The sequence below is a fragment of the Bacteroides sp. CAG:633 genome (assembly GCF_000435115.1).
In the GTDB taxonomy this organism is placed as follows: Bacteria; Bacteroidota; Bacteroidia; order Bacteroidales; family Bacteroidaceae; genus Bacteroides; species Bacteroides ndongoniae.
This window is the reverse complement of the sequence record NZ_FR883064.1, coordinates 1-19,749: the sequence shown is the minus strand read 5'-3', so window position 1 is coordinate 19,749 and position 19,749 is coordinate 1. Positions and strand designations below refer to the sequence as shown.

Annotated in this window: 24 protein-coding genes and 2 tRNA genes; 12 read left to right on the top strand and 14 right to left on the bottom strand. The window is 53.2% G+C overall.

Annotation, left to right across the window (positions count from 1 at the left end; all coding sequences use genetic code 11):
* The 8 genes from QVP67_RS07760 to QVP67_RS07725 form a co-directional block, all read right to left on the bottom strand.
* The coding region (locus QVP67_RS07760; RefSeq protein WP_288180015.1) for an aspartate aminotransferase family protein at positions 1-581 on the bottom strand (581 nt) is incomplete at its 3' end.
* Positions 582-638: 57 nt separating this feature from the next.
* The gene (locus QVP67_RS07755; RefSeq protein WP_022163003.1) at positions 639-1,025 is read right to left on the bottom strand and encodes a four helix bundle protein; all 387 of its coding nucleotides are present in this window, start codon (positions 1,023-1,025) and stop codon (positions 639-641) included.
* 27 nt (positions 1,026-1,052) lie between these two features.
* On the bottom strand, positions 1,053-2,021 hold the full coding sequence (gene argC, locus QVP67_RS07750; RefSeq protein WP_022163002.1) for an N-acetyl-gamma-glutamyl-phosphate reductase: 969 nt from the start codon (positions 2,019-2,021) through the stop codon (positions 1,053-1,055).
* 15 nt (positions 2,022-2,036) lie between these two features.
* Positions 2,037-2,249, bottom strand: coding sequence for a PspC domain-containing protein (locus QVP67_RS07745; protein WP_022163001.1), 213 nt, complete (start codon positions 2,247-2,249; stop codon positions 2,037-2,039).
* Positions 2,250-2,256: 7 nt separating this feature from the next.
* Entirely contained in the window at positions 2,257-3,471 is a 1,215-nt protein-coding gene (locus tag QVP67_RS07740; RefSeq protein WP_022163000.1) for an argininosuccinate synthase, read from the bottom strand.
* Positions 3,472-3,638: 167 nt separating this feature from the next.
* Positions 3,639-4,196, bottom strand: coding sequence for a GNAT family N-acetyltransferase (locus QVP67_RS07735; protein WP_022162999.1), 558 nt, complete (start codon positions 4,194-4,196; stop codon positions 3,639-3,641).
* 154 nt (positions 4,197-4,350) lie between these two features.
* Positions 4,351-4,824 carry an arginine repressor gene (locus tag QVP67_RS07730; RefSeq protein WP_022162998.1) on the bottom strand — a complete coding sequence of 158 codons (474 nt, stop codon included), beginning with the start codon at positions 4,822-4,824 and terminating at the stop codon, positions 4,351-4,353.
* 131 nt (positions 4,825-4,955) lie between these two features.
* Positions 4,956-5,642, bottom strand: a complete 687-nt coding sequence (locus QVP67_RS07725) for a DUF5715 family protein (RefSeq protein ID WP_022162997.1) — start codon at positions 5,640-5,642, stop codon at positions 4,956-4,958.
* A gap of 209 nt (positions 5,643-5,851) precedes the next feature.
* On the opposite strand from QVP67_RS07725, the gene truA reads away from it, so the two are divergent.
* The 3 genes from truA (at position 5,852) to QVP67_RS07710 (ending at position 8,316) form a co-directional block, all read left to right on the top strand.
* A complete protein-coding gene (gene truA / locus QVP67_RS07720) occupies positions 5,852-6,616 on the top strand; it encodes a tRNA pseudouridine(38-40) synthase TruA (protein WP_022162996.1) in 765 nt (254 codons plus the stop codon).
* 56 nt (positions 6,617-6,672) lie between these two features.
* Positions 6,673-7,572, top strand: a complete 900-nt coding sequence (locus QVP67_RS07715; RefSeq protein WP_022162995.1) for a DMT family transporter — start codon at positions 6,673-6,675, stop codon at positions 7,570-7,572.
* A gap of 96 nt (positions 7,573-7,668) precedes the next feature.
* Entirely contained in the window at positions 7,669-8,316 is a 648-nt protein-coding gene (locus QVP67_RS07710) for a DUF3256 family protein (RefSeq protein ID WP_022162994.1), read from the top strand.
* Here QVP67_RS07710 and QVP67_RS07705 read toward each other — a convergent pair.
* The 5 genes from QVP67_RS07705 to QVP67_RS07685 all read right to left on the bottom strand — a co-directional run bounded on the left by QVP67_RS07705 (position 8,303) and on the right by QVP67_RS07685 (position 11,072).
* Positions 8,303-9,193 carry a YitT family protein gene (locus QVP67_RS07705; RefSeq protein ID WP_022162993.1) on the bottom strand — a complete coding sequence of 297 codons (891 nt, stop codon included), beginning with the start codon at positions 9,191-9,193 and terminating at the stop codon, positions 8,303-8,305. The genes QVP67_RS07710 and QVP67_RS07705 overlap by 14 nt on opposite strands.
* A 311-nt stretch (positions 9,194-9,504) precedes the next feature.
* Positions 9,505-9,577 (bottom strand) — tRNA-Gly (locus tag QVP67_RS07700).
* A 9-nt stretch (positions 9,578-9,586) separates the two neighbouring features.
* Positions 9,587-9,669, bottom strand: a tRNA-Tyr gene (locus QVP67_RS07695).
* A gap of 62 nt (positions 9,670-9,731) precedes the next feature.
* Positions 9,732-10,226, bottom strand: a complete 495-nt coding sequence (ribH, locus tag QVP67_RS07690) for a 6,7-dimethyl-8-ribityllumazine synthase (RefSeq protein ID WP_022162992.1) — start codon at positions 10,224-10,226, stop codon at positions 9,732-9,734.
* A gap of 162 nt (positions 10,227-10,388) precedes the next feature.
* Positions 10,389-11,072 (bottom strand): tetratricopeptide repeat protein, encoded by a 684-nt coding sequence (locus QVP67_RS07685; RefSeq protein WP_022162991.1) that lies wholly within the window; start codon positions 11,070-11,072, stop codon positions 10,389-10,391.
* A gap of 184 nt (positions 11,073-11,256) precedes the next feature.
* On the opposite strand from QVP67_RS07685, the gene recF reads away from it, so the two are divergent.
* From recF to QVP67_RS07655, 6 genes are all read left to right on the top strand, one after another.
* On the top strand, positions 11,257-12,369 hold the full coding sequence (recF, locus tag QVP67_RS07680; protein WP_022162990.1) for a DNA replication/repair protein RecF: 1,113 nt from the start codon (positions 11,257-11,259) through the stop codon (positions 12,367-12,369).
* Positions 12,366-12,656, top strand: a complete 291-nt coding sequence (locus QVP67_RS07675) for a DUF721 domain-containing protein (protein WP_022162989.1) — start codon at positions 12,366-12,368, stop codon at positions 12,654-12,656. Before recF ends, QVP67_RS07675 begins: the two co-directional genes overlap by 4 nt.
* 63 nt (positions 12,657-12,719) lie before the next feature.
* Positions 12,720-12,860, top strand: coding sequence for a hypothetical protein (locus tag QVP67_RS07670; protein ID WP_162841927.1), 141 nt, complete (start codon positions 12,720-12,722; stop codon positions 12,858-12,860).
* Between the two features lie 166 nt (positions 12,861-13,026).
* On the top strand, positions 13,027-14,349 hold the full coding sequence (locus QVP67_RS07665; RefSeq protein ID WP_288180014.1) for a TolC family protein: 1,323 nt from the start codon (positions 13,027-13,029) through the stop codon (positions 14,347-14,349).
* 44 nt (positions 14,350-14,393) lie between these two features.
* Entirely contained in the window at positions 14,394-15,428 is a 1,035-nt protein-coding gene (locus QVP67_RS07660) for an HlyD family secretion protein (RefSeq protein ID WP_022162987.1), read from the top strand.
* Positions 15,429-15,435: 7 nt separating this feature from the next.
* The gene (locus QVP67_RS07655) at positions 15,436-17,040 is read left to right on the top strand and encodes a hypothetical protein (protein ID WP_288180013.1); all 1,605 of its coding nucleotides are present in this window, start codon (positions 15,436-15,438) and stop codon (positions 17,038-17,040) included.
* A 34-nt stretch (positions 17,041-17,074) separates the two neighbouring features.
* Here the strand turns inward: QVP67_RS07655 and QVP67_RS07650 are convergent, their stop codons facing one another.
* Positions 17,075-17,341, bottom strand: coding sequence for a hypothetical protein (locus QVP67_RS07650; RefSeq protein WP_022162985.1), 267 nt, complete (start codon positions 17,339-17,341; stop codon positions 17,075-17,077).
* Between the two features lie 151 nt (positions 17,342-17,492).
* Between QVP67_RS07650 and QVP67_RS07645 the strand changes: the two genes are divergently transcribed.
* The 3 genes from QVP67_RS07645 to QVP67_RS07635 all read left to right on the top strand — a co-directional run.
* A complete protein-coding gene (locus QVP67_RS07645; protein WP_022162984.1) occupies positions 17,493-18,023 on the top strand; it encodes a hypothetical protein in 531 nt (176 codons plus the stop codon).
* Between the two features lie 612 nt (positions 18,024-18,635).
* A complete protein-coding gene (locus QVP67_RS07640) occupies positions 18,636-19,211 on the top strand; it encodes a flavodoxin family protein (protein ID WP_022162983.1) in 576 nt (191 codons plus the stop codon).
* 136 nt (positions 19,212-19,347) lie between these two features.
* The coding region (locus tag QVP67_RS07635; protein WP_288180012.1) for an ATP-binding cassette domain-containing protein at positions 19,348-19,749 on the top strand (402 nt) is incomplete at its 3' end.

Sequence of the window (19,749 nt, the reverse complement as noted above, 5' to 3'; positions counted from 1 at the left end):
ACGGCGTGCATAAACTCGTCGGTGGGCAGCTGGATGCCTCCCACGCCCTGAATGCCTTCGATGATGACGGCGCAGACATCGCCTTTGTCAATCTCGGCCACCATCGTGGCGGTATCGTTCAGGGGCACGTAGGTGACGTGTCCGCAGTCGTTGATGGGAGCGATGATTTTCGGATTGTTCGTCACCTCCACAGCCAGCGATGTACGTCCGTGGAAAGCCTTGGCGCACGACACGACGCGCGTGCGTCCGTTGTAGAACGAAGCCAGCTTCAGTGCATTTTCGTTGGCCTCGGCGCCGCTGTTGATGAGGAACAGCGAATAGTCCTCGTAACCGCTGGCCTTGCCTAATCGTTCGGCCACCTGCTGCTGCAGTTTGTTGATGACGGAATTGGAATAGAATCCCAGTGTGGCCACCTGCTGGCTGATCATCTCCACATAATGCGGATGCGCGTGGCCGATGGAGATGACTGCATGGCCACCATACAGGTCGAGATACTCCGTACCGTTCTCGTCCCACACGTGGCAGCCTTTTCCTTTGACGATGTTGATGTCAAAGAGGGGGTATACGTCGAAAAGTTTCATGTTTAAATGAAGAATTAAGAATGAAGAATGAAGAATTTTCCCGATGTGTTCCTGAGTTTATTCTTCATTCTTCTTCAGGTTATTTTTTACCGTTCGGATGGAGGAAACAAGCAGGGCGATGAGTTCGCCGCAGTCGTTTTCCATGCTTTCGAACGAATAGTCGTTTATGTATTGTGAGTCGTGAAGCAAATTGAGCCAGTAATCGGTTTCATTTGCTTCCTTCAGCGCTACGCTCAGTTTATTAATGAAGTCGGCTTGGCTTTGGGCAAACTCTGATTCACGAATCAGTGCGCCGATGGCCGTACCCGAACGAAGAACTTGTTTACTCAGCACGAACTCTTGTACCTCTTCTCTCAAGTACCTGTTCATGCCAATCACCCGCAATGCAAATGCATAGCTTTTGGCATGCAGCAACGAGTCTTTTCTGTTGCGTGAATTCTTCATTCTTCATTCTTCGTTCTTCATTCTTCATTAAAAAGCACTCGGCTTCAGCCTCAGTCCCACCGTCTCTTCGAGGTTGAACATCAGGTTCATGTTGTGAACGGCCTGGCCGCTGGCACCCTTCAGCAGGTTGTCGATGCACGAGATGATGAGCAGTTTGTCGCCGTGCTTCTCCAGATGGATGAGGCACTTGTTGGTGTTCACCACCTGCTTCAGGTCGATGTTCTTGTCCACGATGTGCGTGAAGGAGTCCTTGGCGTAGTATTCCTCGTACATGCGGCGGATTTCTTCTAAGGCAACCTTGGTTTTCACCACACAGGTGGCGAAGATGCCGCGCGGGAAGTCGCCGCGGTAGGGGATGAAGTCGATCTCCGAGTCGAAGCTGTTCTGAAGCTGGCGTAGCGACTGCTTGATTTCGGGCACGTGTTGGTGTTCGAAAGCCTTATAGACGCTGATGTTGTTGTTCCGCCAGCTGAAGTGACTCGTGGCACCCGGCTTCACGCCCGCTCCGGTGCTGCCCGTGATGGCGTTCACCATGATGTCGTCGTTCAGCATCAGGTTCTTGGCCAGCGGCAGCAGAGCCAGCTGGATGCAGGTGGCAAAGCAGCCCGGATTGGCTACATGCTTGGCCGTGCACGTGGCGCGACGGTTCAGTTCGGGCAGACCGTAGATGAAGTCGTGGTCGTCGCTCTTCAGGCGGTAGTCCATCGAGAGGTCGATGATTTTCAAGTCCTCGGGGACGTTGTGGCTTTCCATGAACTTGCGCGTGTCGCCGTGGGCGGTGCAGAAGAAGAGCACGTCAATCTCGTCTAACGGCAACTGGTCGGTGAAGGTCAGGTCGGTCTCGCCGTACAGACCTTCGTGTACGTCGGTTATTTTGTTTCCGGCGTTGCTCGCACTGTTGATGAAGACGATTTCCGCCTCCGGGTGGTTCAGCAGCAGACGGATCAGTTCGCCTGCCGTGTAGCCGGCCCCGCCGATAATTCCTACTTTAATCATAAATAATCTGTGTTTTTACTGTCTAAAATAACGGTTTTCCTCTTCGGGCACAATCAGTACCATCAGGAAATAAATGATGACGCCGGAAAAGGCGCTGAATATCGTAGCCAACGTATAGACGATGCGTACCAGTGAAACGTCAAGACCGAAGAACTCGGCCAGACCGGCGCACACGCCTGCGATCATGCGGCCGTTGCGTGGGCGTCGTAGTTTTTTGTCCGTGCTCATACGCTTGTCAGATGTTGTTCAACTCGTCCTTGTGCGTAGCATAGTAGGCGCGCAGCGGAGTCGACGAAACCTTGATGAAGCCCTTGGCATCCTCGGCCGTCCATCCCTTCTGCATTTCGCCATATTCGCCGAATTTGTTCTTCACCAGGTCGTCCTTGCTCTCTACGCCTACGGTGTGGAAGCCCAGCGGACGAAGTTCGAGGATGGCGGTACCGTTCACGTTGCGTTGGCTTTCGGTCAGCATGGCTTCGATGTCGCGCATTACGGGTTCCAGATACTGGCTTTCGTGCAGGAACATGCCATACCAGTTGGCTACCTGATCCTTCCAGTACTGTTGCCACTTGCTCAGGGTGTATTTCTCCAGGAAGCGGTGTGCGCCGATAATCAGCATGGGGGCAGCAGCTTCGAAACCTACACGGCCCTTGATGCCGATAATGGTGTCGCCCACGTGCATGTCGCGGCCGATGCCATAAGCAGCTCCGATTTCCTCTACTTTCTGAATAGCCTTGATGGGGTCGTCGAAGCGTTCGTCGTTCACGGCTTTCAGTTCGCCCTTCTCGAAGGTGAGGCGCAGTTGCTCGGTGCCCTCTTTGGTGCAGTGCTTCAGGTAAGCGCTCTCCGGCAATCCCTGGGCAGAGTCGAGTATTTCACCGCCGCAAATACTGGTTCCCCAGATGCCGACGTTGTACGAGTATTTCAGTTTGGCAAAGTCGGCGGCAAAGCCATGCTTGTTCAGGTAGTCAATCTCTTCCTGGCGGCTCAGAGCCATGTCGCGGGTCAGGGTGATGATTTCCACACCCGGTGCCATGACAAGGAAAGTCATGTCGAAACGTACCTGGTCGTTGCCGGCTCCGGTCGAACCGTGGGCGATGGCATCAGCACCGATTTCGTTGGCATAGCGAGCAATGGCCAATGCCTGGAAGATACGCTCCGAGCTGACGGAGATGGGGTAGGTGCCGTTACGCAGCACGTTGCCGTAAACCATGTATTTCAGACTCTTTTCGTAGTATTCGCGGGTGACGTCCAGTGTCACGTATTTCACGGCGCCCAGCTTGTAGGCGTTCTCCTCGTTGGTTTTCAGTTGCTCGGCACTGAATCCGCCGGTGTTGGCGCAGGCAGCATATACTTCGTATCCTTTTTCCTTGGCCAGATACATCACGGTGAACGAAGTATCCAACCCGCCGCTGAATGCGACAACTACTTTTTTCTTCTTTGCTTCCATAACTATTGTATTAAGAATGAAGAATTAAGAATGAAGAATGGCTTTGTCGCTCTTCTTTCCCTTTTCTTCATCGCTGTTTTTGCTTTATTTGTTGTTTCTCTGTCGAATGAATCCTGCGTCCTGAATCTGAAAATTCTTCATTCTTCATTTTTCATTCTTTATTTATGTCAGATTCTGTCTTCTTCGTGCAGCGCGGGGTCGTAGAGCATGGCGGTGCAGATGCAGAACTTGCGGTTCTTAGCCACCAGTATGTCGTGATTGATACATCCCTCGCAACCTTTCCAGAAGGCTTCATCGTCGGTCAGTTCGTTGAAGGTGACGGGCACGTAACCCAGCTCGGTGTTCATCTTCATAACGGCGGCGCCGCTGGTCAGACTGAATATCTTGGCCCAGGGCCATCGGAGGCGTGCCAGCTGGAAGGAGGCCTGCTTGATGCGTTTGGCCAGTCCCAGTCCGCGGTACTTGGGGTGTACAATCAGACCGGAGGTAGCTACATACTGCTTGTTTCCCCAGCTTTCGATGTAGGTGAAGCCGGCAAAGTCGTCGCCACACAGGGCAATGATGGCTTTTCCTTCCTTCATCTTGGTTGCTACATATTCGTGTGTGCGTTCGGCGATGCCGGTGCCGCGTACTTTAGCTGCTTCGCGTATGGTATCCAAAATCTTGTCGACGTAGACTTCGTGTGAAGCGTCGGCCACCATGACTTCAATTTGTTTCGAATCCATTTCTCTCTTGATCAGTTTATTTCTTTTGTTCTTTTATATCGTTTACTTCTGTGTGTGTCGGCATCGGCCCTTGGCGTTTTTCGTTGGCGGGTGTGGCCCGTTGGGGACGCTCGTTGACGAATGCTTCTTTTCGGGGGTGCTTGCCGGCGTTCTTTTATTGGATGTTCGGTATGATGCTGGACAGGAACTGGCGTACTTCCTCGTGCGAGGTGTGTTCGTGCAGCACAAGCATGATGGTGTCGTCGCCTGCTATGGTGCCCAGTATGCCTTCGTACTCGCGGTTGTCAATGTCGTAAGCCATGCTGCTGGCATAGCCCGGGCGGGTGCGGATGACGGCAATGTTGGCCGAGAACTGAAGCGATACGAATCCGCTGTACATCAGCATTTCGCTGGGACTCTGATCGTTGTTGCGCTTGTACATGATGTCGTTGGGCAACACGTACACGTACCGTCCGTTGATGTTGGCAGCTTTGGCTACTTTCAGTTGCTTCAGGTCGCGCGAGAGGGTCGCCTGCGTCAGTTCGAATCCTTCTTCTCCCAAGGCTTGCAACAGCTCGTCCTGCGAGCCGACTTCCTTGCTCGAAATAATCATCTTGATAGCATCTAACCGATTGGCTTTTTTCTTCATCTTTCTGTATAATTATTCTTTCAACGCTGCAAAAGTAGGGATTATTTTGGAAAGAATATGCAAAAACAATGATTTTTTATTCTGTTTTTGCCGAAAAGAAGATTATTTATGCAAAAACGATGCTTCTTTATTCATTTTCTCGAAGTAATGTGGAAGCAGCCTTGCTTCAGTTCGTATTTGACGTAGCACTCGCCATTTTGTTTCAGGTCTCTCAGCACTTCGGACAGTACTAGTTTCAGTGTGTCGGCGCTGACGTCCTGCAAGGGGCGGCCATCTTCGTCTTCTACTTTTTCGAAACGTTTCCAACTGATGTCGAACGTAGTGCCGTAGGAGTGGGCGGAATTGCTCGAAGCGTTAGTGTTGCGGCGGCGCAGGCGCTTCACATCGTCCTGGGTACGGAGGACGGAGGTGACGATGACTTTATTGGGATTCAGCCCCTTCGAGGTGAGGGAATCGAGGAAATTGCTTCCGATGCTGTCCAGCAGGTCGGCTGCGCCGGGCACGAGGTAGGGGATGGAGTGTGTGAGCGAATCGACGGCGTAGAGGTCGTTGCTCCGGATGTGGCGAAGCTTCTCCTTCAGGGCTTCGGCTTCCTGACGCGAGCCTAAGGGGGCGATGCCGATGGCGCGGGCCGCTTCGAGGTGCTTGGCGTTGAGGTCGCCGAAGGAACGCTTGTAGCTGACGACGCCCTTGATGTTGCGCGGTTCATTCAGTTTGAGGGACATGTCTTTCTTTTTGCAGCTACCAAGGGTGGACGACGCCACTGCGGCTGCCAGCAGCACGAGGGGGAGATAATGTGTGAATCTGTTCTTTTTCATTGCTTTGTTTTTGTGAATTTATATGCAAGTCTTTGCAAAAGTCACGGCAAAGATACTTTAATCCGCAGAAACTGCATTATCTTTGCACCCAAAATGCAGGGACGGGCTGACCGATGGCCGGATGCGGGACGAATGCCTGCGGGTGGCCGGCGGCTTGCGGACCGGTGTCCTTTTCTTTTGAATCCCCTAAAATAAAAAAAGGAAGAACTGTGCAACGATATTTCATCTATTTGGCTTACGACGGAACGGCCTATCACGGCTGGCAGATACAACCCAACGGAGCAAGTGTGCAGGAGTGTCTGATGAAGGCGCTCTCGACGTTGCTGCGCCGCGAGGTGGAGGTGACGGGAGCCGGGCGTACGGATGCCGGGGTGCATGCCTCGCTGATGGTGGCTCACTTCGACAGTGAGCAGCCCCTGGACACGGCCTTCATGACCGACAAGCTGAACCGTCTGCTGCCGCCCGACATTTCGGTCTATCGCCTGCGGGCGGTGAAGCCCGATGCGCATGCACGCTTCGATGCCACGGCACGCATGTACAAGTATTACGTCACCACGGCCAAGGTGCCGTTCGACCGGCAATACCGTTGCCGACTGTTCCAACAGCCCGACTTCGACCGGATGAACGAAGCGGCGCGCCGGCTGTTCGACTATACCGACTTTACCAGCTTCAGCAAGCTGCATACCGACGTGAAGACCAACAACTGCCGCATCATGCACGCCGAGTGGACACAACTGGACGAGGTGACCTGGGTGTTTACCATCCGTGCCGACCGCTTCCTGCGCAACATGGTGCGGGCCATTGTGGGCACACTGCTCGAAGTGGGCCGCGGCAAACTGTCGGTCGAGGGTTTCTGCCGGGTCATCGAGCAGAAGGACCGTTGCCGTGCGGGGACTTCCGTACCCGGCAACGCATTGTTCCTGGTCGACGTGGCCTATCCCGAGGAACTGTTCTTGGAGGAAGAGGAGCGATGAGGCTCCTTTCCTTATTATATATGTAAGACTTACGTCTGTTAATTCGTTTTTTTATTATGTGGTTATTGCTTGCTTTTCTTTCGGCTGCGCTGCTGGGCTTTTACGATGCCTTCAAGAAGCAGTCGTTGCGCGACAACGCCGTGTTGCCCGTCCTGTTTCTGAATACATTGTTTTCGAGCCTGGTTTTCCTGCCTTTTATCGTGCTGTCGTTTGCGGCGCCCGAAGTGCTGCGGGGCACGATGTTCGAGATGCCCGTGGCAGGATGGGAAACGCATAAGTATATCGTTGTAAAGTCGTTCATCGTCCTCTCGTCGTGGGTGTTCGGTTACTTCGGCATGAAGCACTTGCCGCTCACCATCGTGGGACCCATCAATGCCACGCGTCCGGTGATGGTGCTCGTGGGTGCCATGCTGTTCTTCGGCGAGCGGCTCAACCTGTATCAGTGGGCGGGTGTGTTGCTGGCCGTGGCTTCGTTTTTCATGCTGAGCCGTTCGGGCAAGAAGGAGGGCATCGACTTCAGTCACAACAAGTGGATCTTCTTCATCGTGCTGGCTGCGGTGACGGGAGCCATCAGCGGCCTGTACGACAAGTATCTGATGATCCGCCTCAACCCGATGCTGGTGCAGTCGTGGTACAATGTCTATCAGGTGTTCATCATGTGCCCCGTCATTCTGCTGCTGTGGTACCCCAAGCGTAAGTCGAGTACGCCGTTCCGCTGGAAGTGGACCATTGTCTTCATTTCGCTGTTCCTTTGTGCGGCCGACTTTGCTTACTTCTATGCCTTGAGTTACGAAGATTCGATGATATCCATCGTGTCGATGGTGCGCAGGGGAAGCGTGGTGGTGTCGTTCTTGTTCGGAGCCCTGTTCTTCCGTGAAAAGAATTTAAAAAGCAAGGCTATCGACCTGATTTTGGTGCTGATCGGAATGTTCTTCTTATATTTGGGGAGCAAATAGGAGGGGAATGAAGAATTAAGAATGAAGAACTAAGAATGGAGAATGTCTTCCTCCATCAACTATGAATTATTAATTGTCAACTATTGATTAACCGTTATGAACCGATTGATATTATTCGCTATATGCCTGCTGGTGCTGCCCCTGTCGCTGCGTGCACAGCTGGCGAAAGACGTCTTCAAGGCCATGCCCGACTCGCTGAATCTGCTGCTGACGTCGGTGAACCGTGCCGACTTCATCGACTTTCTGGAAAGCAAAATGAAGGCCGAAGTGACCAACCGCTTCGACGGAAAGTCGGAGATGACCGCGCTGACGCCCGACTACATCCACATCCGCATGACGCCCCAGAGCACCTGGGAGATGAAGCTGTTGCCGCTGACCGATAGCACCAAAGTGGTGTGCACCGTCTCTACCGTTTGCACCCCGGCGTGCGACAGCCACATCCGCTTCTACACCACCGACTGGAAGGAGTTGCCCGCTGACCGTTTTCTGCCCGCCCTGCCCGTGACGGACGACTTCATCGAAGCCGCCCCCGACTCGGCCGACATCTACGACTATCAGAATGCCCGCCGCCAGGCCGACATTCTCTTCCTGAAGGCTTCGCTTTCGCCCACCGATGCCGCGCTGACCTTTACCTTCTGTACCCCCGACTATATGGAAAAAGAAGCGGCGGACCGGTTGAAACCTTTTGTCCGCCGCCCTGTGGTTTATACCTGGAAAGAGGGGAAATTCGTTACTTTACCTTAATCTTGTCGAACCCTTCGCCATAGACTCCGATGACGGCACTCTGCGATACGAATGCCTTGGGGTCGATGTCCTTGATCAGTCGGAAGATAATGGGCGACTCGCTCTTCTTGGCCAGTACGAACAGCATCTTCACCTCGTGACCCGTGTAGAAGCCCGAAGCGTGAATCACCGTCACGCCGCGGTGCGGATATTTATTGATGTGGTGTCCTATCTCTTCGTACTTGTCGCTGATGATGAAGAACTGCACCGACTGGCGGGCACTGTTGACCACCTGGTCGAGCACAAAGCTGCAGATGTAGAGGGTGACGTATCCGTAAACCACCTTTTCCCAGTCCTGCAGCACGAAGTAGCTGGACGAAATGATGATGAGGTCGCAGATCAGCATGACGCGCCCCAGCGTGATGTCGCGGTACTTGTTGATGATGGCGGCGATGATATCCGTTCCGCCCGTGCTGCCGTTTGCCGAAAAGGCGATGCCGATGCCGCCTCCGCAGAACGAGGCACCGATGACGCAGGCCATGAAGGGCTGGTCGTCGAGCAGCACCAGTCCCTCGGTCAGTTTCTGGATGACGGACAGGAAAAAAGTCAGAGTGAACACGGCAAAGATGGTCTTGATGCTGAACTTCCATCCCAGTATCCGTATGGCCAGCAGCAACAGCAGCACGTTGATGCCGAAGTAAGTGTACTGCACCGGAAAACCGGTGGCGAAATAGACGATGGACGCGATGCCCGGCACGCCTCCGGTAGTGATGTCGTTGGGTAGCAGGAATACGGTCCAGCCGATGCCGTACATGATCATGCCCAAAGCGATCATCAGATAGTCTTTCATTTCCCGCAGCATATTCTGCCGGAGTGGGCTGGTTTCAGTTGCTTTCATATGAATTCGTCAGATAGATAGCAGAAGCATTTTGCGGCAAAGATATGGTAATTTTCTTTCCTATGTTCGGGCTGGTACGGATTTCTTTCTTCGCCTTCTTTTTTTACCCCGTTTTTACCGCCTTTGTAGGACACTTGTCATTCATTTGTGGGACACTTGCACGGCTCGCGAGCAATGCAAGTGTGGCTCGTGAGCCACACAAGTGTCTCTCGCGAGCCGTACTTGTATCATTCAGCGATGGTGGGGGATTGGAATAGCCAGAAAAGAAAAATCAGATAGAAATCTTACGATAACTATCTGATTCTCTTAAGAGCGGAAGACGGGACTCAAACCCGCGACCCTCAGCTTGGAAGGCTAATGCTCTATCAACTGAGCTACTTCCGCAAATTTATGTGGGCAAAGATGGATTCGAACCACCGAAGGCGTAAGCCAGCAGATTTACAGTCTGCCCCATTTGGCCACTCTGGTATTTGCCCCTTGGCTTTCGAGCTACTCGGGTGAAGCACCTTTGTTTCTCAATTGCGATGCAAAGATACGACTATTTTTGTAAACTCCAAGCGAAATCTATCATTTTTATTGCAGTAATTGCACATTCGTCGCCTTTATTGCCTAATTTTCCTCCGGCGCGGTCCTCGGCTTGCTCCATTGTATTGGTCGTAATCAGGCCGTAAATCACTGGTACATCGCCACTTGCGTTCAATTGTGCTATGCCTTGGGTGGCTCCCATGCAAACATAGTCAAAATGTGGCGTATCTCCGCGAACTACGCAGCCCAATGCAATAACTGCGTCCACTTCGCTATATTCGATCAGCTGGCTGGCTCCGAAAGTCAGTTCGAAACTGCCCGGAACGGTTTTGATGAGGATGTTTTCTTCTTTAGCTCCGTGTTTTTTCAGAGTTTTCACGGCACCTTCGAGCAGTGCACCCGTGATGTTGTAGTTCCACTCGGAAACGACGATGCCGAATTTCATTTTCTCGGCATTGGGTACTGAGTTGAAGTCGTAGTCGGAAAGATTGTGGTAAGCTGTTGCCATAGGTGTTAAAATGTTATGGTTTTGAGTTTGGTTTAAGGCGGTTTGTATAAAGCGAAAGCACGGATTACACGGATACCACGGGGACTTCTCCTTTCCGTGTTTTTTCCATGTATTCCGTGCTTTCGGTATTTCTTATATATAAGGTATATATGCTTCGCGCAATTACTTCTTCATGAACTTGGCTTGCTCGATGTACTTATCGATGTTCATGGATTGGTAAGAACGGAAGTATTTTTCCTTAATAGTGGTGTAAGCGTTGATGGCATCATCGTACTTGCCTTGCTTCACCAGGATTTCTCCGGCCTGTTGCAGATAGATGGGGCTGATGGCGTTGCTGTTGGCCTCTTCGGCTGCTTGCAGCAACAGCGATACGGCTTTGTCCAGCTGACCCAGCTGAGCGTAGCAGTTACCCATAGCACCTTTCATGGCGGGAGCTACCAACTGGTCGTTGCCGCTGAAGCTGTCGAGTGCTTTCAGAGCTTCTTCGTATTTGCCCAGGTGAGCGTAGCAAAGTCCTGCATAAGCCTTGGCCAGGTTGGCAGCGTCAGTTCCGCTGTATTCTTCGGCCACTTTCAGGAAGCCTTTGTAACCGATGCTGTCGCCGTTGAGGGCTTGTTCGTACTTGTCGGCTTCGAAATATTCCTGTCCTTTGAACAGGGCAGCCTGTGCTTTCTCTTCACGAGGTTGTGCATACAGATTCTTGTACATCACTACTCCGGCCACGATGATGACGATTGCCAGCACGGCACCGATAATTGCTTTCTTGTTTTTGATGAGGAATGCCTCTGACTGTGTCAACGCATCTTCCACGTTCAGGGCTTCGTTGGTCTTTTTTTGTTCTGCCATTTTTGATATATACTTTTTGTTATTATTCTTATGTAGGGAATTCGACCCGCAAAAGTAAGTTTTTTATAGTTATCGGCGAAATTTAGCGGCATCTTTTTTTGTTTTGCTGCTGAAAACCTTTATTTTCGGCCCGCTTTTCCGCAAGAAGGCCTATCTTTGTACGTCAACTTAGCGATAGATTTACATGATACTTAAGCGCATATCGATACTCAACTATAAGAATCTGGAGCAGGTAGAGCTGTCTTTTTCGCCCAAGCTGAACTGCTTTTTCGGACAGAACGGCATGGGCAAGACCAACCTGCTGGATGCTGTCTATTACCTGTCGTTCTGTAAGAGTGCGGGCAACCCCATCGATTCGCAGAACATCCGCCACGATGCCGACTTTTTCGTCATTCAGGGGTTCTACGAAGCAGCCGATGGAAGTCCGGAGGAGATATACTGCGGCATGAAGCGCCGTCAGAAGAAGCAGTTCAAGCGCAACAAGAAGGAGTATACCCGCCTGTCCGACCACATCGGCTTTCTGCCGCTGGTGATGGTGTCACCTGCCGATTCGGATCTGATTGCCGGGGGAAGCGACGAACGCCGCCGCTTTATGGATGTGGTCATTTCGCAGTACGACAAGGAGTATCTCGAAGCCCTGATACGCTACAACAAGGCATTGGCTCAGCGCAACGTCCTGCTGAAAAGCGAAACACCCGTCGAGGACGAACTGCTACTGGTTTGGGAGGAGATGATGGCACAGACGGGCGAAGTGGTATTCAGAAAGCGCGAAGAGTTTATCCGCGAGTTTATTCCCATTTTCCAGAACTTCTATTCGTTCATTTCGCAGGACAAGGAGCGGGTAGGGCTGACCTACGATTCGCACGCACGCGACGCCTCGCTGCTCGAAGTGCTGAAGGCCAGCCGCGAGCGCGACCGCATCATGGGCTATTCGCTGCGCGGGGTGCACAAGGACGAACTGAACATGCTGCTGGGCGACTTCCCCATCAAGCGCGAGGGCTCGCAGGGGCAGAACAAAACTTACTTAGTGGCACTGAAGCTGGCACAGTTTGACTTCCTGAAGCGGACAGGCTCGACCGTACCGTTGCTGTTGCTTGACGACATCTTCGACAAGCTTGACGCTTCGCGCGTGGAACAGATCATCAAGCTCGTGGCGGGCGACAGCTTCGGGCAGATATTTATCACCGATACCAACCGCGAACACCTCGACCGCATTTTGCATAAGGTGGGCAGCGACTACAAGATGTTCCGCGTAGAGCGGGGCGAAGTGTCGGAAATGGAGGAGGACGATGCATGAAACGGAACGATGCCGAACAGATAGGCAAGCTGATACAGCATTACCTGCGTCAGGAGTGCCTGGAGTCGCCGCTCAACGAACGGCGGCTCATCAACGCGTGGCCCGAAGTGCTGGGGCCGACCATTGCTTCGTACACGCGCGATCTTTATATAAAGAATCAGGTGCTTTACGTTCACCTCACCTCGGCCGCCCTGCGGCAGGAGCTGATGATGGGGCGCGACCTGCTGGTGCGCAACCTGAACCGCCACGTCGGTGCACAGGTCATCACCAATATTATTTTCCGTTGACTGGATTCGTGTCTGTTTTGTTAAACAATGTTATAAGTTGGGCCTATAAAGGTTACAACTTATGTGTCTGATTTTGTACCTTTGCACCCGCAAATCAGCAGGAAAAAGAAAGTCAGAATGAAAATACGTTTTTACCACATCGCCATCCGTTATCAGAACAAGATACACGACTTCCATGCCTGGGGTGTGGCTGCTCTGATTTAATACCTGTTTCTTCCGTCCGACGGGCGGAAGCATTTCCCATCCGATTTCAATTTCTTATTCAGGTTTTGCGGACTGTCCGGCGACAGGTCGTGTCGTCGTGTGCCGGCAGGAGGACCGGTGCCTTGTCCGTACAACCGTAACCCTTAACTTCAATTATTACATGTTTATGAGTTACAGAAAAGGACTCATGGCACTGTGTGTGGCAGTGCTGTGCAGTCCGGGCCTTTACGCCCAATCCGCTTCGTCGGGCCGCCTGTTGAGCGTCGATGAGATGTTCCGCCTGGCCGACGAAAACAGCAAGAGTATTCAAACCTATTCCACGGCCCGCGAGGCTGCCGACCAAGCGCTGCAGGCCGCCAAGGCACAGCGTCTGCCCGATGTCTCCGCCAGTCTGTCGGTCAGCTACCTGGGCGACGGCCGCTTGTGGGACCGCGACTTCAGCAACGGCACCAACATTCCGATGCCCCACTTCGGCAACAACTTCGCTCTTGAGGCGCAACAGGTGATTTACGCCGGTGGTGCGGTGAACAGCAGCATTGCCCTGGCCGAACTGGGCCAGCAGATGGCAGGACTGGACGCACAGAAGAACCGTCAGGAAATCCGTTTCCTGCTGATAGGCTACTACCTGAACATCTATAAGCTGGGCAATCAGCGTCAGGTTTTGCAGAAGAACCTGGAACTGGCCGAACAGGTAATCCGCAACATGGAGGCACGCCGCAACCAGGGAACCGCCCTGAAGAACGATATCACCCGCTACGAGCTGCAACGCGAAACGCTGAAGCTGCAGCTGGCGCAAGTGGAAGACGCCCGCCGCATTATGAACCATCAGCTGGTGACCACCCTGCATCTGCCGGCCGGCACCGAGATTATCCCCGACACTACGTTGCTCTCGTCCGACGTGCCCGCGCTGGCCGAAAGCGACTGGCAACAGATGGCCCTGCAAAGCAACCTGGCCTTGCAACAGAGTGGCCTTTCGGTCGAGATGGGCAAGCAGAAAGTGAAGCTGGAGCGTTCGGAGCTGCTGCCCAAAGTGGCGCTGGTAGCAGCCGAGCATCTGGACGGCCCCATCACCATCGAAGTGCCTGTGCTGGACAACAACTTCAACTACTGTTACGTAGGCGTGGGCGTGAAGTACAATATATCCTCACTCTTCAAGAACAACAAGAAGCTGAAGCAGGCACGCCTGAACGCCCGCAAGGCGCAGGAAGAACACGAACTGGCAGCCGAGCAGGTAGAGAATGCCGTACAGGCAGGCTACGTGAACTTCCTGACTTCCTTCACCGACCTGCACACGCAGGAGAAGAGCGTACAGCTGGCCGACGAGAACTACCGCGTGACCAGTAACCGCTACGACAACGACCTGGCCCTGCTGACCGACATGCTCGATGCCGGCAACATGAAGCTCAGTGCCGACCTGGCGCTGGTGAACGTGCGCATCAACGTTGTCTACAATTATTATAAGATGCGCTACATCACGCATACACTCTAACCTTTCTTATTCCATATATTCAACAAACCATAATACTTAAAGTCATGATTACAAGAACTGCAAAGAAACTGATATACAACATCGTCATTATCGGCTGCCTCGTGGCAGGACTGGTTTACGTCTGCTCGCGCTTCCTGCACCTGGGCCGTGTAGAATATACCGACAACGCACAGGTGAAGCAGCACATCACCCCCGTGAATACCCGCGTACAGGGTTTCATCAAGCGCATCTGCTTTGAGGAGTTCCAACCCGTACACAAGGGCGACACGCTGGTCATCATCGAAGATACTGAGTTCCGCCTGCGTCTGGCACAGGCCGAGGCCGACCTTGCCAATGCGCTGGCAGGCAGCAAGGCCACTACGGCAGGCATTGCCACCACACAGAACAACCTGAGTGTGAGCGATGCAGGCATCGAGGAGGCCCGCGTGCAGATGGAGAATGCCCGCCGCGAACTGACCCGTTACGAGAAACTGCTGGGCGAGGATGCCGTCACCCGTCAGCAATACGACAACGTGCGCACCGCTTACGATGCCGCCAAGGCACGCTACGACCAGGTACTCCGTGCCCGCCGCTCTACTTCGCTGGTAAAGGATGAACAGACCCACCGTCTGGATCAGAACGAAGCGGGTGTCCGCCTGGCCGAAGCGGCTGTAGAGCTGGCACGCCTGAATCTGTCGTATACCGTTGTGCTGGCCACCTGCGACGGCGTGACCGGCCGTAAGGACATCCACGAAGGCCAGTTGGTTCAGCCGGGACAGACGCTGGTGGACATCGTGGACGGCACCGACTTGTGGGTAGTGGCCAACTACCGCGAGACACAGTTGCCCAACATCCACGAGGGAGCCGAGGTAGAGATTACGGCCGACGCCGTGCCGGGCATTGTTTACAAAGGTACGGTAGAGTCCATCTCCGACGCTACGGGAGCTGCCTTCTCGCTCATTCCCCAGGACAACGCTACAGGCAACTTCGTCAAGGTAGAGCAGCGTGTCCCCGTGCGCATCAGCCTGCAGGGCAATCGTCCCGAAGACCTGCAACGACTGCGTGCCGGGTTCAATCTGGAGTGTGAGGTGAAATATTGAGCAGGCTATGGGAGCACCGATTCTTAACGGGCCGTTCACGATGCCCATGTTCCGCGAGTTTGTACCGCGCAAGATGCAGCCGTGGATTTATGTATTCTTCGCCGTTACCTTCCAGCTTTCCGGCGGGCTTTATTTAGGCGCACTCAACCAGATGGAGGGTGGCATGTCACTGATGCGCGAAGACCTGCTGATGTGCCTTTACTCTAATCTGGCTGGCATGGCCATTTACTTCCCGCTGCTGTTCCGCATGAAGTTCTGCTTCACCAACAAGACGCTGCTCACGGCCGCCGCGCTGGGTGCGCTGGTGTGCAACCTGGTGGCGCCCTACATCACCTTCCTGCCCCTGCTGTGGGCGGTGTGCTTCATCGAAGGCATCTGCAAGATTCAGGGTACTTTCGAAGCCATGTCGAACATACAGCTGTGGATGACGCCCAAGCGCGACTTCACCGTCTTCTTTCCCCTGCTGCACATCATTATCCTAGGCAGCATGCAGCTGTCCGACCTGATGACTACCTGGCTGCTGCACCACTATCACTGGACGTGCATGCACCTGTTCATCGCCGCTCTGATGTTGATCGACCTGCTGATACTGGCTACCTGCGTGCGCCACTTCCGCTTCATGAAGAAACTACCCCTGCTGGGCATCGACTGGACGGGCGCGCTGCTGTGGGCGGCCCTGCTGTTGCAGATTGCCTACCTGTTCGACTACGGCGAGTTCTACGACTGGTGGAACAGCCCCGTCATCTGTACGCTGACGTGCACCATCATGCTGACGGCTTACGTCAGCGTCAAGCGCATGTTGGCCATCCGTCATCCTTTCCTGGAGCCCAAGATGTGGACCTACCGCTATCTGTTACCCATTCTGGCACTGATTACGGTGGTCGAAATGATTCTGGCTACGGAGCGTGTGCTGGAGGAAAGTTTCTACGAAGGGGTGATGCACTATGCCGAGACCGTCAGCGTTCAGTTGGACTGGTTGGCGCTGGCTGGCATTCTGGCGGGCTGTCTGTTTGCCTACTGGTGGATGCACGTGCGCCGCTTCAACTACCTGCGGCTCCTTATCGTGGGTGTCATGGCGCTGGTGTGCTACCTGGCAGGTTATTATTTCCTGTTCTCGGGCGAGATACACCTGTCGCAGCTCTATCTGCCGACGATGTGCCGCGGCTTCGGCTACGCCATACTGAGTGCCACGTTTATGGTTTGCCTGGAGGAGATTATGACCTTCCAGCACTTCTTCCAGGCGCTCAGCGTTTTCAACATGCTCCACATGGTGGTGGGCGGCGTGCTGGGTTCGGCTCTTTACGGACGTGCCCTTTCCTACTACATGACGGACAACATGGCCCGCTACGGCAGCGCCATCGACCGCGTGTCGTTCAGCCGTTCGCCCTTCCCGCTGGGTGAATATATGGAGACGTTCGTCTCGCAAATGATGGAAGTCAGCATCCGCCAGATATACGGGTGGGTGCTCTACGGCTGCATCCTGTTGCTGCTGTTGTTCCTGCTCTACGACATGCCGGTGCGGCGCCAACTGAAGGAGATGCCCAGTTGGAAGAATGTGGCGCGCGAGGTGAAGAACACCTACCGCCGTTTCCGTTCGTTGCCCGACGAGTGACGGGCGCATGTTTGGAACTGAAGTAAATGGAATGTTAACGCCCTACCTGATAATATATTAAGATGTTCCGCAGAATGTCCGCCCACGATTCTTCTCCCTCCGGGTCTACTTTCTCGTGCAACCGCTCCTTGTTCAAGTCGTCCACTTTGGAGGATACTACCTTTCCGTTTCCGGCGACCGTTGAGTCGGAAGAAAGGTAATGTGTTAGGTAAGGGTTGGTTGTGCTGGTACTCTTTGCAGAATGGCAGGCAGAGAGGGCTAAGCAGCATCCTAACAGGCAAGCGTATATCAACTTCTTCATGACTATCGGTATTTCTGTTTCTGTAAAGTTAGTTGTTTTTTCGTGGCATGATGTTTAAAATAAATTAATTTGATTAAAGATGTTTATTGCAAATAACACAGGGCATGTTTGAATTGTACATTTACAATGTAAAGATTAAAAGTATCACGCTATGAAGAAAGTCTTTCTTTTATTGATTCTCATGGTGCTTGGCGGAGTCTCTTACTCGCAGGTTCGGATAGTCGACAACGATTCTTTGAAGTCTGTCATTACTACTTCCGACAAGCCTTATAAACTGATTTACGTTTTATGTGATTACTGTCGTCCGTCTGTCGAACGTTTTCCGAAACTGTTGGAGGTGTTGAAAGGCAATTCGGATGTCGCTTTGTTTCCTATTTGCGCGCAAGGCTATGGAGAAGTAGCAGAGTATCTGAAAAGAAATGGGTTTTCAGAAACAATCTACCTGATTAACCAAAAGCGGAAAATTAAAATGATCGATCTGTATAATCCGATTAAGTTTACTTGTAAACTTCTGCACAAGCAGTTGGATATTCCGACAGATAAGATGGGGGCTTCGGACTATTGTCTGTTGGATAAGGACAATAAGGTTGTTCTTCAGACCCATTGGGAGATGCCGGATAGTTTGTATTTCGGACAGCTGAAGGAGTATTTTGCTCGTTTCCGCTCGCAGCCCGACGAGTGACGGGCGCAGGGCGGCGGAAGACTGCATTTGCCTTTGTGTTTCAATTAAGGCGTTTCTGCTTACAAAAAGAGCCGGAAACGCCTTTTTCTGTAACATGCCCTCCCGCTGAATTCCTCGAAACAGATGCCGGAACTGCATAAAACGGCGCTAAAACCGCATGAATATACGCTGCGGATGCCGGAATTGCATCTTTTTGCCGTCTGAAACGCTTGTGCGGAACGCGCTCCGTGCTTGTCCGGTTGCCGAACAACGCTTGTGTGGCTCGGCAACAATGCTTGTGCGGCTCGGCCGGAAGGTATGTTATAGGGAGGAACAAAGCTTTCGGCGGGGCATTCGGGCGCTTTTTTCGTCTGTTTTGGTTGTAAGTATTTCGCTATCTGTTTGGCTGATAGACGAATAGTGCGTGTACGCTTTGAAAAAATCGGCTGCCCGTCCTTCCGGCCGCAAATACGCGATTCTCGCGGACTTGGGTGTGCAAAGTGTCAGAATGATAGTTGGCCCGTTTCTCCTTTTCTTCCGCCCATCGGGTCGTTTGTCCGAAATAATATGTATATTTGCGGATATTCTCCGGATATTTATTCGTGGGAACGAAGGCTTAAAAACGGAAGCACTATGAACATACTTATCCTGAATGCCAGCCCCCGTCCCAACGGAGGCATCGCGCGCATGTTGCAGGCCATGGAGGAAGAAGCCCTGGCGTGCGGAGCCCGGGTGGTGAACCTGCGTGTCGCCGACCTGAAGGTGCGTCCCTGTACGGGCTGCATGACCTGCCGTACTGCCCAGCGTTGCACCTTGCCCGAAGATGACGCCCAATGCGTGGTGCGTCTGCTGGGCGAATGTCAGGTGCTCGTCATCGGCGCTCCCTGCTATTGGGGCAACATGCCCGGCACCCTGAAAGTACTGTTCGACCGCATGGTTTATGGCCTGATAGAGCAAAGCGGCACCGGACTTCCACGCCCGCTGCACGCCGGCAAGGACGCCGTACTGGTATCCACCAGTACCACCGCTTTCCCCTTCAACATCCTGTTCCACCAGACCAGCGGCACCATACGCGCCCTGAAAGCCATCCTGAAGTGGAGCGGCTTCCACATCTACCGCCGCATCGAGCGGGGAGGGGTGCGGCAGAAGCCCGTCGGCGAAAAAGATTTGAATCGTTGCAGGAAAGTGATGCGGAAGTTGTGCAAATAATCACTACCTTTGTGCCCTTGCAAACCGCGATGTAACTGTCCGGTTTTATAGGGTTTTGCCGTTTGCAGGTCCGTGCCCCCTTGCGAGGCTCCGGCTTGCAGGCTGAAAAACGTATCAACTTAAGATTATTGACTTTATGATATCTGTAGAAGGACTGAAAGTAGAATTCAACGCCACGCCGCTGTTCGAGGACGTGTCCTACGTCATCAATAAGAAAGACCGCATCGCGCTGGTCGGTAAGAACGGAGCCGGCAAGTCCACCATGCTCAAGATACTGGCCGGACTGCAGCAGCCCACGGAAGGCGTGGTAGCCGTTCCCCGCGACTGTACCATCGGCTATCTGCCGCAGGTCATGGTGCTGAGCGACTCGCGAACCGTGATGCAGGAAGCCGAGCTGGCTTTTGAACACATCTTCGAGATGCAGGCCGACATCGACCGCATGAACCGCGAGCTGGCCGAACGCACCGACTACGAAAGCGAGGACTACCAGAAACTCATCGACCGCTTCACCCACGAGAACGAACGCTTCCTCATGATG

What these genes read in the sequence shown, in the direction of transcription:
- QVP67_RS07715 (WP_022162995.1), top strand. Translation starts at nt 6,673, where the DNA reads ATGTGGTTATTGCTTGCTTTTCTTTCGGCTGCGCTGCTGGGCTTTTAC.
- QVP67_RS07710 (WP_022162994.1), top strand. Translation starts at nt 7,669, where the DNA reads ATGAACCGATTGATATTATTCGCTATATGCCTGCTGGTGCTGCCCCTG.
- QVP67_RS07640 (WP_022162983.1), top strand. Translation starts at nt 18,636, where the DNA reads ATGAACATACTTATCCTGAATGCCAGCCCCCGTCCCAACGGAGGCATC.
- QVP67_RS07660 (WP_022162987.1), top strand. Translation starts at nt 14,394, where the DNA reads ATGATTACAAGAACTGCAAAGAAACTGATATACAACATCGTCATTATC.
- ribH (WP_022162992.1), bottom strand. Translation starts at nt 10,226, where the DNA reads ATGGCAACAGCTTACCACAATCTTTCCGACTACGACTTCAACTCAGTA.
- QVP67_RS07745 (WP_022163001.1), bottom strand. Translation starts at nt 2,249, where the DNA reads ATGAGCACGGACAAAAAACTACGACGCCCACGCAACGGCCGCATGATC.
- QVP67_RS07735 (WP_022162999.1), bottom strand. Translation starts at nt 4,196, where the DNA reads ATGGATTCGAAACAAATTGAAGTCATGGTGGCCGACGCTTCACACGAA.
- QVP67_RS07740 (WP_022163000.1), bottom strand. Translation starts at nt 3,471, where the DNA reads ATGGAAGCAAAGAAGAAAAAAGTAGTTGTCGCATTCAGCGGCGGGTTG.
- QVP67_RS07755 (WP_022163003.1), bottom strand. Translation starts at nt 1,025, where the DNA reads ATGAAGAATTCACGCAACAGAAAAGACTCGTTGCTGCATGCCAAAAGC.
- QVP67_RS07665 (WP_288180014.1), top strand. Translation starts at nt 13,027, where the DNA reads ATGAGTTACAGAAAAGGACTCATGGCACTGTGTGTGGCAGTGCTGTGC.
- QVP67_RS07705 (WP_022162993.1), bottom strand. Translation starts at nt 9,193, where the DNA reads ATGAAAGCAACTGAAACCAGCCCACTCCGGCAGAATATGCTGCGGGAA.
- QVP67_RS07685 (WP_022162991.1), bottom strand. Translation starts at nt 11,072, where the DNA reads ATGGCAGAACAAAAAAAGACCAACGAAGCCCTGAACGTGGAAGATGCG.
- recF (WP_022162990.1), top strand. Translation starts at nt 11,257, where the DNA reads ATGATACTTAAGCGCATATCGATACTCAACTATAAGAATCTGGAGCAG.
- argC (WP_022163002.1), bottom strand. Translation starts at nt 2,021, where the DNA reads ATGATTAAAGTAGGAATTATCGGCGGGGCCGGCTACACGGCAGGCGAA.
- QVP67_RS07725 (WP_022162997.1), bottom strand. Translation starts at nt 5,642, where the DNA reads ATGAAAAAGAACAGATTCACACATTATCTCCCCCTCGTGCTGCTGGCA.
- QVP67_RS07645 (WP_022162984.1), top strand. Translation starts at nt 17,493, where the DNA reads ATGAAGAAAGTCTTTCTTTTATTGATTCTCATGGTGCTTGGCGGAGTC.
- QVP67_RS07650 (WP_022162985.1), bottom strand. Translation starts at nt 17,341, where the DNA reads ATGAAGAAGTTGATATACGCTTGCCTGTTAGGATGCTGCTTAGCCCTC.
- QVP67_RS07655 (WP_288180013.1), top strand. Translation starts at nt 15,436, where the DNA reads ATGGGAGCACCGATTCTTAACGGGCCGTTCACGATGCCCATGTTCCGC.
- QVP67_RS07730 (WP_022162998.1), bottom strand. Translation starts at nt 4,824, where the DNA reads ATGAAGAAAAAAGCCAATCGGTTAGATGCTATCAAGATGATTATTTCG.
- QVP67_RS07675 (WP_022162989.1), top strand. Translation starts at nt 12,366, where the DNA reads ATGAAACGGAACGATGCCGAACAGATAGGCAAGCTGATACAGCATTAC.